15 protein-coding genes and 2 tRNA genes are annotated in these 15,958 nt (G+C 61.1%); 11 read left to right on the top strand and 6 right to left on the bottom strand.

Features of this window, described 5'->3' with window-relative positions:
• Window positions 1-13 precede the first annotated feature (13 nt).
• Window positions 14-103: transfer RNA gene (locus tag KBW81_RS14275), tRNA-Ser, on the bottom strand.
• A gap of 229 nt (window positions 104-332) precedes the next feature.
• On the opposite strand from KBW81_RS14275, the gene KBW81_RS14280 reads away from it, so the two are divergent.
• From KBW81_RS14280 to recR, 5 genes are all read left to right on the top strand, one after another.
• A complete protein-coding gene (locus KBW81_RS14280; RefSeq protein WP_411914370.1) occupies window positions 333-1,574 on the top strand; it encodes a putative DNA modification/repair radical SAM protein in 1,242 nt (413 codons plus the stop codon).
• Window positions 1,575-3,023: a UdgX family uracil-DNA binding protein gene (locus tag KBW81_RS14285; protein WP_254247625.1), complete on the top strand. Its 1,449-nt coding sequence runs from the start codon at window positions 1,575-1,577 to the stop codon at window positions 3,021-3,023. It abuts the gene before it with no gap.
• Window positions 3,024-3,054: 31 nt separating this feature from the next.
• Window positions 3,055-4,809, top strand: coding sequence for a DNA polymerase III subunit gamma/tau (locus KBW81_RS14290; protein ID WP_254247626.1), 1,755 nt, complete (start codon window positions 3,055-3,057; stop codon window positions 4,807-4,809).
• A 66-nt stretch (window positions 4,810-4,875) separates the two neighbouring features.
• Window positions 4,876-5,220, top strand: a complete 345-nt coding sequence (locus KBW81_RS14295; protein ID WP_254247627.1) for a YbaB/EbfC family nucleoid-associated protein — start codon at window positions 4,876-4,878, stop codon at window positions 5,218-5,220.
• Window positions 5,221-5,286: 66 nt separating this feature from the next.
• The gene (gene recR, locus KBW81_RS14300; RefSeq protein ID WP_254247628.1) at window positions 5,287-5,880 is read left to right on the top strand and encodes a recombination mediator RecR; all 594 of its coding nucleotides are present in this window, start codon (window positions 5,287-5,289) and stop codon (window positions 5,878-5,880) included.
• A 109-nt stretch (window positions 5,881-5,989) separates the two neighbouring features.
• Here the strand turns inward: recR and KBW81_RS14305 are convergent.
• Window positions 5,990-6,065 (bottom strand) — tRNA-Lys (locus tag KBW81_RS14305).
• Between the two features lie 98 nt (window positions 6,066-6,163).
• On the opposite strand from KBW81_RS14305, the gene dapF reads away from it, so the two are divergent.
• From dapF to KBW81_RS14320, 3 genes are all read left to right on the top strand, one after another.
• Window positions 6,164-6,973 carry a diaminopimelate epimerase gene (gene dapF / locus KBW81_RS14310; protein WP_254247629.1) on the top strand — a complete coding sequence of 270 codons (810 nt, stop codon included), beginning with the start codon at window positions 6,164-6,166 and terminating at the stop codon, window positions 6,971-6,973.
• Window positions 6,966-8,222 carry a tRNA (N(6)-L-threonylcarbamoyladenosine(37)-C(2))-methylthiotransferase MtaB gene (gene mtaB / locus KBW81_RS14315; RefSeq protein WP_254247630.1) on the top strand — a complete coding sequence of 419 codons (1,257 nt, stop codon included), beginning with the start codon at window positions 6,966-6,968 and terminating at the stop codon, window positions 8,220-8,222. Before dapF ends, mtaB begins: the two co-directional genes overlap by 8 nt.
• Window positions 8,223-8,350: 128 nt before the next feature.
• Window positions 8,351-8,956 (top strand): glutathione S-transferase, encoded by a 606-nt coding sequence (locus tag KBW81_RS14320; RefSeq protein ID WP_254247631.1) that lies wholly within the window; start codon window positions 8,351-8,353, stop codon window positions 8,954-8,956.
• A gap of 3 nt (window positions 8,957-8,959) precedes the next feature.
• Here KBW81_RS14320 and KBW81_RS14325 read toward each other — a convergent pair whose 3' ends face one another.
• The gene (locus tag KBW81_RS14325; RefSeq protein WP_254247632.1) at window positions 8,960-9,607 is read right to left on the bottom strand and encodes an outer membrane protein; all 648 of its coding nucleotides are present in this window, start codon (window positions 9,605-9,607) and stop codon (window positions 8,960-8,962) included.
• Between the two features lie 306 nt (window positions 9,608-9,913).
• On the opposite strand from KBW81_RS14325, the gene petA reads away from it, so the two are divergent.
• Genes petA through KBW81_RS14340 form a run of 3 tightly spaced genes read left to right on the top strand, consistent with a single transcriptional unit; the run spans window position 9,914 to window position 12,729 of the window.
• Complete coding sequence (gene petA, locus KBW81_RS14330; RefSeq protein WP_254247633.1) at window positions 9,914-10,495, top strand: ubiquinol-cytochrome c reductase iron-sulfur subunit; 582 nt, start codon at window positions 9,914-9,916, stop codon at window positions 10,493-10,495.
• Between the two features lie 12 nt (window positions 10,496-10,507).
• Window positions 10,508-11,848 carry a cytochrome b gene (locus KBW81_RS14335; RefSeq protein WP_090186470.1) on the top strand — a complete coding sequence of 447 codons (1,341 nt, stop codon included), beginning with the start codon at window positions 10,508-10,510 and terminating at the stop codon, window positions 11,846-11,848.
• 17 nt (window positions 11,849-11,865) lie between these two features.
• The gene (locus tag KBW81_RS14340; RefSeq protein WP_175499183.1) at window positions 11,866-12,729 is read left to right on the top strand and encodes a cytochrome c1; all 864 of its coding nucleotides are present in this window, start codon (window positions 11,866-11,868) and stop codon (window positions 12,727-12,729) included.
• A 70-nt stretch (window positions 12,730-12,799) separates the two neighbouring features.
• Here the strand turns inward: KBW81_RS14340 and KBW81_RS14345 are convergent, their stop codons facing one another.
• From KBW81_RS14345 to thiB, 3 genes are read right to left on the bottom strand one after another with little or no spacing between them, the layout of a single operon-like run.
• On the bottom strand, window positions 12,800-13,489 hold the full coding sequence (locus tag KBW81_RS14345; RefSeq protein WP_254247634.1) for a thiamine ABC transporter ATP-binding protein: 690 nt from the start codon (window positions 13,487-13,489) through the stop codon (window positions 12,800-12,802).
• Window positions 13,473-14,999 carry an ABC transporter permease family protein gene (locus tag KBW81_RS14350; RefSeq protein WP_254247635.1) on the bottom strand — a complete coding sequence of 509 codons (1,527 nt, stop codon included), beginning with the start codon at window positions 14,997-14,999 and terminating at the stop codon, window positions 13,473-13,475. The genes KBW81_RS14345 and KBW81_RS14350 overlap by 17 nt, the downstream gene beginning before the upstream one ends.
• The gene (gene thiB / locus KBW81_RS14355; protein WP_254247636.1) at window positions 14,975-15,949 is read right to left on the bottom strand and encodes a thiamine ABC transporter substrate binding subunit; all 975 of its coding nucleotides are present in this window, start codon (window positions 15,947-15,949) and stop codon (window positions 14,975-14,977) included. The genes KBW81_RS14350 and thiB overlap by 25 nt, the downstream gene beginning before the upstream one ends.
• Between the last annotated feature and the right edge of the window lie 9 nt (window positions 15,950-15,958).

Here is a 15,958-nt window from a genome sequence, read left to right on the forward strand (position 1 = left end):
TTTCAGAAGGGTCTGGCGGAGACGAAGGGATTCGAACCCTCGATACCGTTTCCGGTATGCGCCCTTAGCAGGGGCGTGCCTTCGACCACTCGGCCACGTCTCCGAGGCCGCTTTTATGTGTGGCACGCCAATGAAACAAGCGAAAAATAGGCGCGCGCGCATATCCCGGTTAAATAGCTTGTTTCCCTTATGATCTGCTGAGCTGCGACAGCAATTATCAACGCGTCGCCCTTCCTAACGTCACCGCCAGAAATGACTCAGTTTAACGGAATGTGAACTTGTTGCGGCCGAGGCGCTTGTTCAACTTGAAACTTCGCAAGCAAGAACATAACATGAACAACATGGCACAAACACTTCAAGAAAAACTTGCAATTCTGTCCGATGCGGCCCGCTACGACGCCTCTTGTGCGTCCAGCGGTACGACCCGGCGTGACAGCCGCGATGGTAAGGGGCTTGGCAGCACCGAAGGGTCCGGCATCTGCCACGCTTATGCCCCAGACGGGCGCTGCATTAGCCTGCTTAAGATCCTGATGACGAACTTTTGCATCTATGACTGCGCCTACTGCGTCAATCGGGTGTCGTCCAACGTGCCCCGTGCGCGGTTTAACGTAGACGAGGTCGTCAGCCTGACACTGGAATTCTACCGTCGCAATTATATCGAGGGGCTATTTTTGTCCTCTGGCGTGATCCGCAATCCGGACGACACGATGTCGGACATGGTGCGCATCGCGAAACGCCTGCGTACGGTCGAAAATTTTCGCGGTTATATCCACCTTAAGACGATCCCGGATGCGTCGCCCGAAATCATCGCAGAGGCCGGTCTGTACGCAGACCGCCTGTCGATCAACGTCGAGTTGCCGACAGACAGGTCCGTGCAGGCCTTTGCCCCGGAAAAGAACCCCGCCACGATTCGCGCAGCGATGGGCAATGTGCGCGGCCTGCGTACTGCATCCAAGGATCGCAGCCATACGGGCAAGCGCCCCCCGATATTTGCCCCCGCCGGACAGTCGACGCAGATGATCGTCGGCGCAGACGGGGCCACCGATGCGACGATCTTGACGCGTTCGACTTCGCTTTACGGCGATTACAAATTGCGGCGCGTCTACTATTCCGCCTTCTCTCCGATCCCTGACAGCACGGCGAAACTACCGTTGATCAAACCGCCGATGATGCGCGAACATAGACTCTATCAAGCAGATTGGCTGATGCGGTTCTATGGATTTGGCGTGGATGAAATCACCTCTGTCGCCCATCAAGGGAACTTGGACCTGGAGATTGATCCAAAGCTTGCTTGGGCCTTGCAGAATCGTCACCTGTTTCCGCTGGACGTGAACAAAGCCAGCCGTGACATGCTGCTGCGCGTGCCGGGATTAGGCTCCAAGACAGTGAACCGCATTCTGACCACACGCCGCCATCGCACTCTGCGCTATGACGACCTGCTGCGCCTTGGGGCATCGCTGAAAAAGGCGCAGGCCTTTGTTACCGCGTTGGACTGGACCCCCGGCAGCTTGACCGACAGTGTAAACCTGCGGGCGCGCTTTGCGCCGCCGCCTGAACAATTGTCGCTGTTCTGAATGTTTACTGTCCCCCTAACCCGCATTGGCACATGGGAGGCGTGGCGCGATGCGGCACGCGCATTGCTGGCGGCCCGCGTTCCGCCCGAACAGATCGTCTGGGATTGGGACGGCACAGCGAGCGAGCTTTTCGCCACTGACATCCCGCCACCGACCACGCGGCAGGCGATTAAAGTGCCCGCCGATTTCGTGGAAATGGCGCAATGGGTGGTTTGGCATAAAGACCCCCAACGCTTTGCCCGGCTTTACGCCTTGCTATGGCGGTTGCGGCTAGAAAAAGGGATTATGGCGGATCGCGCCGATGCGGACCTTGCGCGCCTGCGCCAGATGGAAAAGGCCGTCCATCGCTGCAAACACAAGATGCGCGCCTTTGTGCGGTTCCGCGATCTGCGCACCGGCGGCGCACGGCGCAGCTTTGCTGCGTGGTTCGAGCCGACCCATCATTCAGTAGAGCCCTGCGCGCCGTTCTTTGCCCGCCGCTTTGCCGACATGGACTGGATGATCGTGACCCCCGACGTGACCGCAAAGTTCACCAACGGCGACCTGACATTCCACGAGGGGCGCGAAAAACCTGACCTGCCCGAAGACGCGGCAGAGGCGCTTTGGGGAACCTATTTCCAGAATATCTTTAACCCTGCACGGTTAAAGATATCGGCGATGACGTCAGAGATGCCTAAGAAATATTGGAAAAACCTGCCAGAGGCGCAATTCATCCCCGGCCTGATCGCCAACGCAGAGGCGCGCGTGCGCGAAATGGCAGCTGCCGCGCCGACGCTGGAACCCGCCCGTGTCGCCCGCATTCGCGAACAGCTGCAAGCCGTGCCGCAGCCCGCATCGTGGAACCTGTTGAACGCGGGGCTTTCCGCCTGCACCCGCTGCCCGCTGCACGGGCCGGCGACGCAGGTCGTGCCCGGCCATGGCCCCCACGACGCGCAGTTGATGATCGTTGGCGAACAGCCCGGTGACCAAGAGGATCTGGCAGGCACGCCGTTTGTCGGGCCTGCGGGGCAGCTCTTTGACCAGCTTGCTGCGCGGGCGGGACTTGATCGCGGGCAAGCCTATGTGACGAACGCCGTGAAGCACTTTAAATTCAAAGAAGGAGCCAAACGTCGCCTGCATGTGAACCCAAACACGTCAGAGGTCAGCCACTGCAAATTCTGGCTCGACAGCGAACGCACCCTGCTGAAACCGCGCCTGACGCTGGCGCTTGGGGCGACAGCAATGGGTGCGCTGACAGGTAACGCAAAAGGCGTCACGGCGCGGCGCGGAACGATTGAACAAACGCCGCACGGCCCTGTTTTGATTACCTTGCACCCCAGCGCATTGCTGCGGATGCCACCAGCAGATCGCCCCGCGGCAGAAGATGCCTTTGTCGCCGATCTGATGCTTGCCGCCGAAACCTTGGCGCAATCCACACCGTCGGTGGACGCGGCGGCGCGCAGCGCATAGATTGCCCGCGACCCGCAAGCAGAAAGCGCCCATGTCCGACAAACCCGCCTATCAGGTCCTCGCCCGCAAATACCGGCCAGAGACATTTGCTGACCTTGTTGGTCAGGACGCGATGGTCCGCACGCTGAAAAATGCCTTTGCCGCCGACCGGATTGCGCAGGCCTTTATCATGACGGGTATTCGCGGCACCGGCAAAACCACGACGGCCCGGATTATTGCCAAGGGCATGAACTGCATTGGGCCGGACGGCAACGGCGGCCCCACGACGGACCCTTGCGGCAAATGCGAACACTGCGTCGCCATCATGGAAGGGCGCCACGTCGACGTCATGGAAATGGACGCTGCGTCGAACACAGGCGTGCAGAACATCCGCGACGCAATCATTGAAACCGTCAGCTATCGTGCCGTATCCGCGCGGTTCAAGATCTTCATCATCGACGAAGTTCACATGCTGTCCAAAAGCGCCTTTAACGCGCTGCTGAAAACGCTGGAAGAACCGCCAGCGCATGTAAAGTTCATCTTTGCCACGACCGAGATTCGCCAAGTCCCCGTCACTGTCCTGTCGCGCTGCCAGCGTTTCGATCTACGCCGGATAGAGCCTGAAGTGATGATTGGCCTGCTGCAAAAGATCGCCAAGTCAGAAACAGCCGAGATCAGCGAAGACGCCCTCGCATTGATCACCCGCGCTGCAGAAGGCTCTGCCCGCGACGCGACTTCTCTTCTGGATCAGGCGATCAGCCACGGCGCTGGCGAAACCACCGCTGATCAAGTGCGTTCCATGCTGGGCCTTGCCGATCGCGGCCGGGTGCTGGACCTGTTCGACATGATCCTGCGCGGCGACGCGGCAGAGGCCCTGAACGAGCTGTCGACGCAATATGCCGACGGTGCCGACCCCATGGCGATCCTGCGCGATCTGGCCGAAGTCACCCACTGGGTCAGCGTGATCAAGATCACGCCCGACGCGGCGGACGATCCCACGATCGGTCCGGACGAACGCACGCGCGGCCTTGCCATGGCGCAGGCCGTCCCGATGCGCGTGCTGTCGCGGCAATGGCAGATGCTGCTCAAATCGCTCGAAGAAGTCGCCGCATCCCCCAACGCGATGATGGCCGCCGAAATGGCCGTGATTCGCCTGACCCACGTCGCCGACCTGCCCACCCCGGACGAACTTGTGCGCAAGCTCAAGGACGCAACCCCGCCTCCCCCCTCTGGCGGTGGCGGTGGCAGCGGTGCGCGCATGGCCCCCGCAGGCGGCGCGGCGCAAGCGATCTCTCAGACCCATACGCCGACGCACAGCGGCCCATCCGGTCCCTCTGCTTCTGCCGCGCCACAACTGGCGACAGAGGCCTTGCAGCACTACGCTAGGTTCGAGGATGTGGTGAACCTGATCCGCGCCCACCGCGACGTGAAATTACTGGTTGAGGTCGAAACCGGCCTGCGCCTTGTCAGCTATCAGCCCGGCCGGATCGAAGTGCATCCGACAGGCGATGCCGCGTCCGATCTGACCCAGCGTCTTGGCGCGCGCTTGCAAGCTTGGACAGGCAACCGCTGGGCCGTGATTATCAGCAATGATGAAGGCGAGGCCACAATTGCCGAAGTCCGCGACGCGGCCGCCACAGCACTACAACTACAGGCCACCGCCCACCCGCTGGTGCAGGCCGTGCTGCTGACCTTTCCCAAGGCCCGCATCACCGACATCCGTACCGAAGCCGACCGCGCCCAAGAGGCGCAAACCGACGCCTTGGCAGAGGTCGAAGACGAATGGGATCCATTCGAGGACGGCTAAGCCCCTTGTTCCGCCTCGCAGGGCACATACCTGAGTAAAAATATTCACGACGACGGAGACAGCACAATGTTCAAAGGTTTGGGCGGACTTGGCGACATGGCCAAGATGATGAAATCTGCGCAGGACATGCAGGCCAAGATGGCGCAGATGCAGGATGATCTAGAAACGATCACCGTGACTGGTGAAGCCGGCGCAGGTTTGGTCAAGGCCACAGCAACCGCCAAAGGCGAGCTGACCGGCCTCGATATCGATCCCAGCATCTTTAACGGTGCCGACAAAGAAGTTGTCGAAGACCTGATTCTTGCCGCCATCAAGGACGCGCAGTCCAAAGCATCAGAGCGTGCGCAGGATGAGATGGGCAAAATCGCCGAAAGCCTTGGCCTGCCCCCCGGCATGAAGATGCCCTTTTGAGGAACGGACCCCTGTTCGTCTGGCTAAACAAACTCCCGCCGGAGGCGCCTTTGGCGATCCTTTGCGATGGCTGATGGCACGGATGACCTGACAGACCTTATCGCACTGATGGCAAAGCTGCCGGGCCTCGGCCCGCGCTCTGCCCGCCGTGCCGTGCTACATTTGATCAAAAAACGCGGCCAACTATTGGTGCCGCTTGCTGACGCTATGCAGCGCGTCGGCGCGAATGTGCGTGAATGCCTGAACTGCGGCAACATCGCCGCAGGTGACATCTGCAATATCTGCAACGACGACCGACGCGCGAATGGCGAAATTTGCGTTGTCGAAGATGTGGCCGACCTCTGGGCGATGGAACGCAGCCAGCAATTCAAAGGACGCTATCACGTTCTGGGCGGTACTCTTTCTGCACTGGATGCGGTTGGCCCCGAAGATTTGCGAATCCCCCGGCTTCTGGACCGCGTCACATCTGAAAATGTAACCGAAGTGATTCTAGCGCTCGGCGCAACAATCGACGGCCACACCACCGCCCACTACATTGCCGACCAACTAACGGACGTGACAGTGACCTCGCTCGCGCAGGGCGTCCCTGTGGGTGGAGAGTTGGATTATCTGGACGACGGCACCATTACAGCCGCTTTGCGCGCCAGACGGGCCTTATAAAGCTGGATAACAGCTAAACTATTCACAATGCTTACAAAGAATAGCGCAACCGCGCCCGGTGGCATGTCACCGCACACTCTGTATCATCATATCTGAAGGTAAGAGTGTGTGGTGAGCCGGTCGGGATCCGAACCCGAGACCTACTGATTAAAAGTCAGTTGCTCTACCAACTGAGCTACCGGCCCATGCCACGAGGGGGGAATTAGGCTGTGGGCCAGATGGGGTCAACCCCGAAATGTCACCTCCTCTGGATAAAGTTTCGCGCGGCGCGTATAGGCCCGTCATGCAGAACAAAACTTCCCCCATTCCGTTCATGAAAATGCACGGCCTCGGCAACGACTTTGTTGTCATCGACGCACGGACCGGTCCGCGCGTGACCAGCACCCTTGCGATCGCGATGGCTGACCGCCACCGCGGCGTCGGGTTCGACCAACTGGCCGAGATAACCAATAGCCGGGCAGGCGATCTGCATTTGACGTTCTGGAACAGCGACGGTTCCAAATCTGCCGCCTGCGGCAACGCGACCCGCTGCATTGCGGCTTGGGAAATGGCGAACCGCGGCACCGACACGCTGACCATGACAACTGACCGCGGCACATTGCAGGCGCGCGATGCCGGGAACGGCCTGACGTCCGTCAACATGGGGGCCCCGCTGCTGGACTGGGCCGATGTCCCCCTCGCCTCTGCGATGGACACGCTATCGCTCCCCATCGACGGCGCGCCAACGGCCACCGGCATGGGCAACCCGCACTGCACCTTTTTCGTGGACGACGTCGCCGCCGTTGATCTAGCCGCACGCGGCAGCGCGATGGAACATCACCCGCTTTTCCCCGAACGCACTAACGTACAGTTCGTGCAAGTGATTGGCACCGATCACCTGCGCATGCGCGTTTGGGAACGCGGTGCCGGCGTCACCCTTGCCTCTGGCTCCTCGTCTTGCGCAACCGCTGTCGCTGCGGCCCGCCGGGGCCTGACAGGGCGCGCTGTGCGCATTGATCTGGATGGCGGCACACTGCACATCGATTGGCGCGATGATGGCGTCTGGATGACCGGCCCCACCGCCCATGTGTTCGACGGTGTCTGGCATGTCTAACGCACCGATCTTTTCCAACCACGGCTGTCGCCTGAACGCCTATGAAACCGCCGCCATGACCGAATTGGCCGAGGCTGCAGGCGTGCAGAACGCCATCGTCGTCAACACCTGCGCCGTCACAGCAGAGGCCGTGCGCAAGGCTCGCCAGGACATCCGCAAGCTGCGCCGCGCGCACCCGGACGCCCGCCTGATCGTCACCGGCTGCGCCGCCCAGACCGAACCTGCCACCTTTTCCGCGATGGAAGAGGTCGACATGGTCATCGGCAACACCGAAAAGATGAATCCCGAAACCTGGGCTGCGATGGCACCCGACTTCACCGGCACAACGGAACCTGTGCAGGTCGACGACATCATGTCGGTCACCGAAACCGCAGGCCACCTGATCGACGGCTTTGGCACCCGCTCTCGTGCCTATGTTCAGGTCCAGAACGGTTGCGATCATCGTTGCACGTTTTGCATCATCCCCTTCGGCCGCGGCAATTCTCGCTCTGTCCCTGCTGGCGTGGTGGTGGACCAAATCAAACGCCTCGTGGATCGCGGCTTTGCCGAGATCGTGCTGACTGGCGTTGACCTTACATCCTGGGGTGCCGACCTGCCCGCGACGCCGCGCCTTGGCGATCTGGTCCTGCGCATCTTGAAACTGGTGCCCGACCTGCCCCGCCTACGAATCTCCTCGATCGATTCGATCGAAGTCGACCCCGCCCTGATGCAGGCCATTGCGACAGAGCCGCGCCTGATGCCGCATCTGCACCTGTCACTGCAGCACGGTGACAACCTGATCCTGAAACGGATGAAGCGCCGCCATTCCCGCGACGATGCCATCGCTTTCGCCGAAGAGGCGCGCAAACTGCGTCCTGACATGACCTTCGGTGCCGACATTATCGCAGGCTTTCCCACAGAAACTGAGGAAAGCTTCGCGAACTCGCTCGCGCTCGTAAAAGACTGCCACCTGACGTGGCTGCACGTCTTCCCCTACTCGCCGCGCCCCGGCACCCCTGCCGCGCGTATGCCCCAAGTCCGTGGCCCTGCGATCAAGGACCGCGCCGCCCGCCTGCGCGCAGCTGGTGACGCCGCCGTTCAGGCCCACCTGACCGCGCAGATCGGCCAGACCCATCACATCTTGATGGAATCGCCCCGCATGGGCCGCACCGCCCAATTCGCCGAAGTCCATTTCGACACAGACCAACCCGAAAGCCATATCGTCACGGCGACGATTAAAGCTGCAGAAGGGGCTCTGCTGCGCGCCTGACAGGCTTCACCTGGCAAGAAATACTCCGGGGGGCTGCTCAACGGGCAGCGGGGGCAGCGCCCCCTCCGCCGCTTGCCAGATCGCATGGCCTATGATTGGCTCGCTCCAACCTCAAAGGAGCGCTCGCCATGAAACTGCTGATGTCCCCCGCCTCGCCTTTCGCCCGCAAATGCCGTGTCTTACTGCGCGAGGCGCAGCTGATGGACACCGTGGCCGAGGTGAATGTCACCACATCCCCCTTTGACACCGCCCAAGACGTTGCCGCCGCCAATCCGCTGGGTAAAATTCCCGCGCTTTTGCGCGAACATGCCCCCGCGATTTATGACAGCCGCGTCATTACCCGCTTTTTGGATGATCATGCCGGCACGGCTTTCTACCCAAGCGCCCGCCTGTGGGAGGTTCTAACGCTCGAGGCGACCGCTGATGGGATTATGGAAGCCGCCCTTGCCATCACCTACGAGGCGCGGATGCGTCCCGAAGATCGTCAAATGCCAGAGTGGATGGACGCCCAGTGGGCAAAGGTCAGCCGCGCGGTCGCATCCATCGATGATCGCTGGATGTCACACCTGAATGGTCCGCTTGATTTGGGGCAAATTGGGGTCGCCTGCGCGCTGTCCTATCTGGACCTGCGCCATGATGCGCGCGGTTGGCGCAGCGGGAACGACGATCTAGCCGCGTGGCATAAAACATTCATGCAACGCGATTCGATGCAGGCGACTGTCGTTCCCGCCTAGGTCTTAAAAGCTAAAGCTAACACCGACATTCAGCGCATTCGTGATGATGTCGGTGCTTAGCGTGCCGCCGCCGTCCAGATCGGCTTCGTTCTGGGAATAGGTGAATTTGTATTCACCAAACACCGACATACGGTCGCTGATGTCATAGCTTGCACCGGCCAGCACCGTCGCTGCCGGACCCGTGATCTGATATTCAGCGGTCGAGGTGGCGCCGTTCGACACTTCGACATGCGGAATAGCCAGACCGACACCGGCACCGACGTAGGGCGTAAAGCCACGCATCGGCTGGAACCGGCGATAGGCGTTGGCTGTCAGCGTGTTCAGACCATCCGTGAATTCCAGCACCTCGTAAGGGGTGCCTTCGCGTGATTCGTCGTCGGAATAAACTTTGGTATGCGTGAAATCGAGGCCGTAACCAAAGGTTTCAGACGCCCAATACGTCGCGCGTATACCATAGTAAGGCGGGGCGTCGAAGGATTTACCCTCCCACTTGACCCGCGTATTGGATGGGTAACCATCGGCACCAGATGTGAAAACATCAGAATGCGGCGCACTTTGAATGCCGCCGTAAAAACTCAGCTCGACTTCCGCGCTAGCGGCCGCCGGCAATAGGATGGCAAGGGCTCCGGTCAGGACAGCAGTACGCAGCATAGGGCGTTCTTTCGGTTATACAGTCATAATATCTTTGTAACTTAGGGCTCCGCCCTTTGCCGCTCAAGGCCTCGTTTGCGTAATATTAAACAGAATCGCGTGACCTGCACGCGCAGACAGGGGCGCATTACGTGCCAAAAATGCGTCTTTCATGCCGCATTTGCCTGCCCTGCGCCGGAATGTCCGCTGGACTGGCGCGGGCATGGCGGCTAAACAACGCCTGATAGAGGGTGGCATGATTAGCCGCCCTTGCTGTTATTCGCAGGCCCGCCACGCGGCGCGCCCAACTTAACCGGAGACATCCCTTTGTCACATGCAGACGAACATCAGGGCACACGCCGCGATTTCCTTTACTATGCGACCGCCGGTGCTGCCGTCGTGATCGGCGGCGCTGCCGTATGGCCGCTGGTCAACCAGATGAACCCCTCGGCCGACGTGCAGGCGCTTGCCTCGATCCGCGTCGACGTGAGCGGCATCGCCGAAGGCACCCAATTGACCGTGCTGTGGCAGGGCAAGCCCGTGTTCATCCGCTACCGCACCCCGGCAGAAATTGAGGCGTCGCAAGCCGTCGCAGTGACAGACCTGCCTGATCAGGGCGCTGAAAACGCAAACCTGCCCGCAGGCAGCGAAGCCACCGACGCAAACCGCGCTTTGCCGACCCCTGAAGGGTCCGAAGTGGCACCTGGCGCATGGCTCGTGCAGATGGGCGTATGTACGCACCTTGGCTGCGTGCCGCTGGGCGAACAGGGCGACTTTGGCGGCTGGTTCTGCCCGTGCCATGGTTCGCACTACGACACCGCTGGCCGCATCCGCAAAGGACCTGCGCCACGCAACCTGCCCGTTCCCATCGCGTCTTTCGTTGACGCCACCACCATTCAACTCGGTTAAGGAGAGACACCCATGGCTGGTATTCCCCACGACCACTACGAACCGAAGTCCGGCGGTGAAAAGTGGCTCAACAATCGGCTGCCGATCGTCGGCCTGATCCATGACGCGCTGTTCATCCCAACGCCGAAGAACCTGAACTGGATGTGGATCTGGGGCATTGTCCTGGCCTTCACGCTGATCCTGCAGATTGCGACCGGTGTTGTGCTGGTTATGCACTACACTCCGCACGTTGATCTGGCCTTTGCATCGGTCGAACACATCATGCGCGACGTGAACGGCGGTCACATGATCCGTTATTTCCACTCCAACGGTGCATCGCTGTTCTTCGTTGCTGTTTATCTGCACATCTTCCGCGGCCTCTACTACGGCTCCTACAAGGCGCCTCGTGAAGTCACGTGGATCATCGGCATGCTGATGTATCTGCTGATGATGGGCACCGCCTTTATGGGCTACGTTTTGCCTTGGGGCCAAATGTCGTTCCACGGTACTGCCGTCATCACCGGTCTGTTTGGCGCGATCCCGTTCATCGGCGAATCGATCCAGACATGGCTTCTTGGTGCAGGTGCCGTCGGCCAGCCCGCGCTGAACCGCTTCTTCTCTTTGCACTATCTGATGCCCTTCATCCTGCTGGGCCTGACGATCGTTCACATCTGGGCATTCCACACCACTGGCAACAACAACCCAACGGGTGTTGAGGTTCGCCGCACGTCGAAAGAAGATGCAGCCAAAGACACGCTGCCCTTCTGGCCCTACTTCGTGATCAAGGACCTGTTCGCACTCGCGATCATCCTGGCCGTCTTCATGGCAATCGTTGGCTTCATGCCGAACTACTTGGGCCACCCGGACAACTACATCCCGGCAAACCCGCTGGCGACACCGTCGCACATCGTCCCCGAATGGTACTTCCTGCCATTCTACGCGATCCTGCGGGCCTTTACCGCTGACGTTTGGGTTGTGCAGTTGGTCAACTGGGTCACCTTCGGCATCGTCGACGCCAAATTCTTTGGTGTGCTGGCCATGTTCGGTGCAATCGCTGTCATGGCGCTGGCACCTTGGCTGGACACCTCGTCGGTGCGTTCGGGCCGCTTCCGCCCAACGTTCAAGTGGTACTTTGCCCTGCTGGTCGTCGACTTTGTCGTGCTGGCTTGGGTTGGCGCACAGCCTGCGGAATTCCCCTACGACTGGATTTCGCTGATCGCTGCGACCTACTGGTTCGCCTACTTCTTGGTGATCCTGCCGCTGCTTGGCGTGATGGAAAAGCCGCTGACGCCGCCAGCCACGATCGAAGACGACTTTAATGCGCACTACGCGCCGACCGGTGGGACCAAAACCATCGTGAACCCGGCCGAGTGAGAAAGGACCAAGTGACCATGCTTCGCAAACTCACACTGACGGCCATGGCAGCACTGGCGATTTCCGCCGGTGCCGCCACCGCCGAAACCGAAGTCGAAATCCATGATTTCGACTTCCCCTTCGAAGGTCCATTCGGCAGCTACGACACCATGCAGCTGCAGCGCGGTCTGAAAATCTACACAGAGGTCTGTGCCGCTTGTCACGGGTTGGAGCGTGTTGCGTTCCGCACCCTGCACGACGAAACCGGCCCTGCCCTGCCAGAAGACCAGATGCGGGCCTATGCGGCCAACTTCGAAGTCTTCGACAAGGCGCTGGCAGACGGTGAAGGCGATTACCGCGCAGCTACACCTGCGGACTACTATCCCGCATCGTCGCTGTCGAATGCGCCTGACCTGTCCTTGATGGCCAAGTCGCGCGCTGGCTTCCACGGCCCCTACGGCACGGGTATCAGCCAGTTCGTCAACGGCATGGGCGGCGCGGAATACATCGCGTCCCTGATGGACGGCTACGAGGAAGAGCCCGCATGTGCGGCTGAAATGGAAACCCCGATGGAAGGTGCATACAACGTCGCCTTCGCAAACGGCGGCTTTCCTGATGCCTGCAAGGACGAGCATGGCCACCACACCGTGCCCGGCAGCTGGATCGCCATGCCGCAGCCGCTTTATGGCGACGATGTCGAATTCGACGACGGCCACGAAGCGACACTTGAGTCCGAGTCGCAGGACGTCGCTGCCTTCCTGATGTGGGCGGCAGAGCCTAAGATGACGGCGCGCAAGCAGGCTGGCTTGACCGGCGTGATCTTCTTGTCGCTGCTGTCGGTGCTGCTGTACCTGACGAACAAGCGCATCTGGGCACCGCATAAGAACAAGCTGAAAGACTAAGGCATCCGCCAAAGTCCGACGCCATCAGGCCCGCCCTATCATCAGGGGCGGGCCTTTTTTATGCGTGGCACTACCCGAGGTAGGATTGCGCAGCGGGCGATGGATCATCAAAAAACGCCGCCGCCTTTTGCGGGGGATGCGCGACACCTTCGGCCACAAAAAGCACCTGATCCGCAAAGCTGCGCGCATCATTTGGATCGTGGGTCACCATGATGACAGTGCGCCCCTGCTGCGCCATCCGGTCACGCACAAGCGTCAGCATCTCTGCCCGCAGCGCGGGACCAAGCGCGGCAAACGCTTCATCCAGCAACACGACAGGCCGATCCGACAACAGGCACCGCGCCAGCGCGGCCCGTCCAATTTGGCCGCCGGACAAGGCCGCAGGCTTGCGCCCACCAAGGCCCGGCAAACCGACGTCGGTTAAAACGGCATCCACCTGCGCGCTTTGCTTCACACTCAAGTTGAGGCGGGGTGCCAGTGCCAGCCCAACATTTTGGGCAATCGTCAGATGCGGGAACAGATTGTGGTCCTGAAACAACATGGTCACGGGCCGCTGCCCCGGCTCTTTGCCTGACAGATCGTCTCCATCCCAGATAACGCGACCAGCCACGGCAGGCTCGAACCCCGCGATAGCTGCCAATAGCGTAGACTTCCCCCCGCCAGATGGGCCGATGACCGCTGTCAGGCCGGGCGGCACCTGCAAGTTTGCCCGCAATTGAAACGTGCCCTTGGACACGGTCACATCATCCAGCGTCAGCATCACCCTGCCCCCTTGAATCGCAGATCCAGAATGCGCCCAGCGCCATGAACAACAACAGGACCGCAGCCCCCGCGGCCGCGTCCATCCGGTAAGCTCCCATCAGCCGATACATCGCTAGCGGTAGCGTTTCCTGTGCGGGTGTGGCGAATAGCGCGACGACGCCGAGGTCTCCGATCGAGAGCGCCATCGTCAAGCCTGCGGCAAAGCTGAGCGGTTTGCGCAGGCGCGGCAGGATCACCAGCCGCAAGGTCGCCCATGATCCCAGCGCAAGGTTCGCGGCCAACGGGCCATAGTCGCTGCGGATGTCGGCGACGGCCGGCGACAGCAGACGCAACGCAAAGGGCATCGCCATGACGGCGTTGACGCTAACCGTCACCGGCAACGCAACTGTCACAGGGTTTACGAAAGGGAAAACCAGCAGGAACAGCCCCGTTCCCATCACCAATGCACTGGCCGCCAAGGGCAAGGACCCAACCAGCGCAATCAACACGCCGCCGCGCAAGGACAACGCGAGTGCACCGGCGAGCGTCAGCGTGGTCGCGGCCAACGCCACCAGAACTGACCGTCCCGCCGCCCGGTAAATATCAGGCCCAAGGTCCGGCAATGACGGCACGCCGCGCCACAGGATCATCGCGAGCGGCAAAACCAGAAACAGTGTCACCAAAAGCAGCCAGACCCAGTCCCACCGGCTTTGATCCCAGCGGGCCACGGTCCGGTCGAGCCCGCTGCCGAACCCGTTCAGCGGTGTGATACGCCATGCGACAAGCGCGGCCATCGCACATAACGCAAACTGCACACAGGCCAGCAAGGCGGCCCTGCCCAGATCGAAATCAAAGCGGATTGCCTGCCAAATCGCCAATTCAACCGTTGTCGCACGCGGTCCGCCGCCAAGGGTGAGGGCCACAGCAAAGCTGGTCAGGCAGATCAGAAAAATAACAAGCAGCGCGCCGGGCGCATGGCGCGCCAGCATTGGCAGCTCTAGCACGCGCCAGATTGGCGCATTCAGCTGGGCGGCCAGACGGAACCGTTCGGCCGGAATAGACAGCCAGCCCTGTAGGATCAGCCGAACCGCGAGCGGCAGGTTGAAGAAAACGTGTGCCAGAACGACTCCGCCAGCGCCGTAGATTGAGATTGGAGCAACGCCCAGCGCCAAGAGCCCCGCGTTCAGCAGGCCGCCACGGCCAAAGACCGCGAGCAGCCCGAGGACCGCGATGATGACCGGCAGAATAAAGGGTGCCCCCAATAGCATCACAAGCGCACCACGTCCGCGAAACTGCCGCCGTGCCAGCGCACGGGCGACGGGGATCGCCAAAATGACAGAGGCGATCGCCGAGGCAGCAGCCTGCAAGACGGTAAACCGGATCGCGGACCAATCCCCGGCGGACAACCCGCGCCCCACCTCGGCCCGCAGGGCGACGGCAAGCAGCGTACCAAGGGTCAGCGCCAGCACCAGCGTGGCAGTCAGCCACGCTGGCAGGCTGCGGATTATTGCGACAGCGCGGCGCGCCATGTCTCGACCAGATCATCACGCAGGTCGGCGGCGTCTTGCGATGATAGCAAAAGGCCCTTGGACGGCACGGTCAGCGTGTCAAACCCACCCGGCAAGCTGACGTCGGTTGCGGGGTACATCCAGTTTGTCTCGGGGATGACGTCCTGAAATCCGGGGCTTGTGATAAAGGCCATGAACTGATCCGCCAGCGCCGGCTGATCGGTCCCGGCAAGTTTGGCTGCAACCTCGACCTGTAGATAGTTGCCCGCATCAAAGCCCCAGGACGTCTTGCTGTCGTCCTCTTCGGCGATCAGGTGATAGGCGGGCGAGGTGGTGTAGGACAGGACCGCGTCCGCCTCGCCTTCTAGGAACAGGTTATAGGCCTCGGTCCAGCCCGGGGTCACGGTGACGATATTGTCCGCCAGATCCGCCCAGATTTGCGGGGCAGCGTCGCCTTCGCTTGCATAGACCCACATCAGCAGCCCCAAACCGGGGGTGGATGATCGCGGGTCTTGGATGACGATTTTCAGGTCGCTGTCAGCCAGCGCGCGAAAGGATGCAACGGCCGGCGTGTCTTTGTTTGCAACAAACGCCAGATAGCCCCAGTCAAATGGCAGAAAGGTGTCGTCGTCCCACGCGACGGGCAGCGTCAGGTCGGCCGTCACGCCGTGAGGCGCAAACAGCCCCGTATCGCGGGCAGCGGCGGTCAGGTTTGTATCAAGGCCTAGCACGATATCGGCATCCGTGCGCGTGCCTTCCAGTTGCAGCCGCGCCAGCAGGGCTGCGCCGTCACCCGCGCCGGTGAACACCAGATCACAGGCGCATTCCGCCTCGAACGCAGCCTCAATCGCCGGACCGGGGCCCCATTCGGATGTAAAGCTGTCGTAGGTCAGCACGTTCAGGGTCGGCGTCTGGGCGATAGCCGTGCTTGCACACAGGATCGCGCCGACGCTCAAGAGTTTGGTCTTCATGTCATCCTC

It is taken from the genome of Loktanella salsilacus, from assembly GCF_024206795.1.
GTDB lineage: Bacteria > Pseudomonadota > Alphaproteobacteria > Rhodobacterales > Rhodobacteraceae > Loktanella > Loktanella salsilacus.